At 72.7% G+C, this 3,883-nt stretch carries 3 protein-coding genes; all 3 read left to right on the forward strand.

Features of this window, described 5'->3' with window-relative positions:
• Window positions 1-1,475 precede the first annotated feature (1,475 nt).
• A complete protein-coding gene (locus MXD58_RS22425; protein WP_248836523.1) occupies window positions 1,476-2,330 on the forward strand; it encodes a sugar phosphate nucleotidyltransferase in 855 nt (284 codons plus the stop codon).
• Window positions 2,331-2,373: 43 nt separating this feature from the next.
• Window positions 2,374-3,720 carry a DUF4910 domain-containing protein gene (locus tag MXD58_RS22430; protein WP_248836522.1) on the forward strand — a complete coding sequence of 449 codons (1,347 nt, stop codon included), beginning with the start codon at window positions 2,374-2,376 and terminating at the stop codon, window positions 3,718-3,720.
• The coding region (locus MXD58_RS22435; RefSeq protein WP_374616507.1) for an NTP transferase domain-containing protein at window positions 3,713-3,883 on the forward strand (171 nt) is incomplete at its 3' end. The genes MXD58_RS22430 and MXD58_RS22435, both read left to right, overlap by 8 nt.

A 3,883-nucleotide genomic window follows, 5' to 3' on the forward strand; every position in this document is an offset into this window, starting at 1 on the left:
CTGCGATATGCCTCGGCCGGGGCGGCGGGGCTCGCCGGGCTCCTGCGCACGGCGTGACGTCACCGGGGCGCCCTCGTGCTCCCCGCCGCGTCGCCGGGGGAGGCGGGCGTCGACTGAAGAATCGTCGAGTTCGTCACGCTCAGCGGCGAAATGATGATCTGGCGCACGCGGCCGTTCGGCCCGAGGCGCGCGCGGCGGTCGGCGTGGCTGCGCCGGCGAGCTGGGTGCGACCGGCGACCGGTCCCCGGCCGGGGGCTCATCCGGCCAGGAGCGCTCGCGCACCCGCATCACCCCAGATCGTGCTCTCCCGGCCACCGGCACGGCTCGACGTACGTGGCGCGCGCCTTCCACCCGGGGTGACGAATCCCCGGCCCAGGGGGCCGGCCACGCGTTCCGCCGACGTCGGGGACGCCGCGAGCCGGGACTTTCTCACCAATCCGTTAGTGACGGACGAACCGTAACAACAACGCACGAAGAGCGATGTCGGCGGCCTCGGGCTATCACGGACAGCAACGGTCATCCGCATCGGCACCAAACCCCTTCCGCTCCGTGGAGACCCAGCCGGCGATGCCGGCACGCCGGACCCGCGCCATCGCGGGATCCACCTGGAATGACGCGGTATCCAGCGGGCGAGTTGTCGGCCTGACGAAGATCTGGCACCATCTATCGGCAGTTCGCCACGAAGGTGGGCCGCGCGGTGCCGTCGGCCGATCGTCCGAATGGCGCCCCGCGGGCCGCCCGCCGGCAGGCCACAGCGCCAGCAGAGGCGCCACCTTGGCCGCCCATCAGCGCCCCTGAGCTGGGCAGACTCCTTCGCGACCCGGCTGGTGGGCCGCCGCTGCCCGCGCCCGGAGGCACCGAACCCGGCGCCAGCGTGGCGGGAATCTCGCGGGGGCGGTGGGCTGGGTGTCCGACCCCACCGCGAGCTGGTCAAGGCTCGGCGGCGCGGCCACGGGGACACTACGCCGCGCTGGGGCTACCCGCGAGAAACGCCGCCGCCGCAGTCCGACCCCACGCGGCGCGCGTCTGATCCCGCCGTCCGACCCCTCGCGCCCCTCGCGAGACCCATCGGATCGCGATGCCCGTCCGGACCCGAACTCCGGTCGCGAATCGGGTCGAAGGGTGGCGGGATGGAGGGAGTCCTCGGGCCGGCGGGGGGCCATACGGTACCGTTGCGACGGCAGCGCCGGGGGGCACCGAGGGTGGCAGACCGTCACCGATCTTGACATAAGCAGCGACAGAGGGGGAACGCGGTCGCGACCGCCTGAACGCGGCCGGGACAGCGACATCCTCAGGTGCGGGAGCGCGTCTCCCGACCCACCGGGAAGCGACCGGCGGCTGACCCCGCCGGCCCCGGGCCCAGGCATCGGTCGGCGAGTGGCAGCGGGCCGAGGCGGGTGCCCCGGCCAGTACCGCGGTCCCCCAGGGATCACCTTCATCAGCGCCCATCCGCCCCGCCGCGGCCCGACCGGGGCATGAGCACGGGAGACGCAACAGCCTTGAGCACCGACAGCGCGCAGACCACCGAGACCGTTGACCCCGCCGACATTCCCGTCGTCATCCTCTGCGGCGGCATGGGGACCCGGCTCCGGGAGGCCAGCGAGAAGCTGCCCAAGCCGCTGGTGGACATCGGCGGCAAGCCGGTGCTGTGGCACATCATGAAGACCTACGAGCACTACGGCTTCCGGAAGTTCGTGCTCTGCCTCGGCTACAAGAGCGACCTGATCAAGAACTACTTCCTGGCCTACCGGGAGCAGGTCGCCGACTTCACTCTTACGCTCTCGGACGACCACACCCCCGAGTTCCACAACAGCGCGGGCGACGAGAAGTGGGAGGTCACCTTCGCGGAGACCGGCCTGCTCACCGGGACCGGCGCCCGCCTGCGCCGGGTCGCGCAGTACCTGACCGGCCCCCGCTTCATGCTCACCTACGGTGACGGCGTCGGCGCCATCGACGTGCGGGCCGTGCTTGACGACCATGTGGCCGCCGGCCGCATCGGCACCGTGACCGGCGTGCGGCCGTCGAGCCGTTACGGCGAGCTGGAGACCGCGGACGGCAAGGTGACCCTGTTCGCCGAGAAGCCGCCGCAGACCGGCTGGGTGAGCGGCGGGTACTTCGTCTTCGAGCGCGAGTTCATCGACAAGTACCTCGACGACGACCCGGCCCTGCTGCTGGAGCGCTCCCCGCTGCAGACCCTCGCCCGCGACGGTGGCCTCACCCTGCACACCCATGACGACTTCTGGATGGGTATGGACACCTTCCGCGACTGGACCGAGCTGAACCAGCTCTGGGACTCCGGCAACGCGCCGTGGCGCGTGTGGGCCGACTGACCCCCGATCGCCGACGGTTGACGCTGCGGACGGAATCACGAGGATGACCGCATCTCCCGAGCCGGCCGGTTCCGACGACCCGGGCCGCTGGCTGCACGACCTCATCGCCGACCTGCTGCCGCCGATGCGCAGCATCACCGGCGAGGGCGTCCGGGCCACGCTGCACACCGTGGCCCGGGCGCTCGGCCCGGACCTCCCGCTCACCGTGCACGAGGTGCCCAGTGGGACGCCGGTGCTCGACTGGACGGTGCCCCGCGAGTGGAACGTCGCCTCGGCGCGCCTGATCGGCCCGGACGGCAAAACCGTCGTCGACGCCGCCGACAACCCACTGCACCTGCTGGGATACAGCACGCCGCTGCGGGCCCGGCTCGGTCTCGACGAGCTGCGCCCGCACCTGTTCTCCATGCCCGACCGGCCGGACTGGGTGCCCTACCGGACGTCGTACTACAACGAGAACTGGGGCTTCTGCCTGACCGACCGGCAGCTCGCCACGCTGCCCGACGGTGAGTACGAGGTCGAGATCGACACCTCGCTCACCGACGGTTCCCTCACCTACGGCGAGATCGTGCTGCCCGGTGAGACGGACGACGAGTTCCTGATCACCACGCACACCTGCCATCCGGCGATGGCGAACGACAACTGCTCGGGCATGGCCATCGCGGCGCTGCTCGCCCGCACGCTCGCGGCGGCGCCGCGGCGGCACACCTTCCGCCTGCTGTTCATCCCGGGCACGATCGGGTCGATCACCTGGCTCGCCCGCAACCGCGAGACCGTCGGCCGGGTCCGCCACGGGCTGGTGCTGACCGGCCTCGGCGACCGCACGGACCCGACCTACAAGCGCAGCCGGCGGAGCGCCGCCGCGGTCGACCGGGCCGCGGCCACGGCGCTCGCGGAGACCGGCCGGCCGCACCGGGTCGTCGACTTCTCGCCCTACGGCTACGACGAGCGGCAGTTCTGCTCGCCGGGCTTCGACCTGCCCGTCGGCCGCTTCGGCCGCGGTCAGCACGGCGAGTACCCGCAGTACCACACCAGCGCCGACGACCTGGACTTCGTGACGCCGGAGTCGCTCGCGGACTCGTTCGCGATCCTGCGGCGGATCGTCGAGATCTGCGAGGCCGACCGGGTCTGGCGCAACACCGCGCCCTACGGCGAGCCGCAGCTCGGCCGGCGCGGGTTGTACCGGGCGATCGGCGCGACGATGAACCGCCAGGCCGTCGAGATGGCCCTGCTGTGGGTGCTCAACCTCGCGGACGGCACCCGCAGCCTGCTCGACATCGCCGAGCGGGCGGACCTGCCGTTCGACACCGTCGCCGAGGCCGCCGCCGCGCTCGCGGGGGTCGATCTGCTCGTCGACGCCGCCGACGAGCCGGCCGGAGCGAGCGGTGGCTGATCCAGGCGACGGTTCGTCCCGGACCGCGCCCGGCGCGGTCTGGACGATCGTGCTCGCCGCCGGCGGCGGCACCCGCTTCGGGGGCCGCAAGCAGTTCTTCGACCTCGGCGGCGAGCCGCTGGTCGCGCACCCGGGTCGCCGCGGCGAGCGCGGCGGGCAGCGG

The sequence above is a fragment of the Frankia sp. AgKG'84/4 genome (genome assembly GCF_023242965.2).
GTDB lineage: Bacteria > Actinomycetota > Actinomycetes > Frankiales > Frankiaceae > Frankia.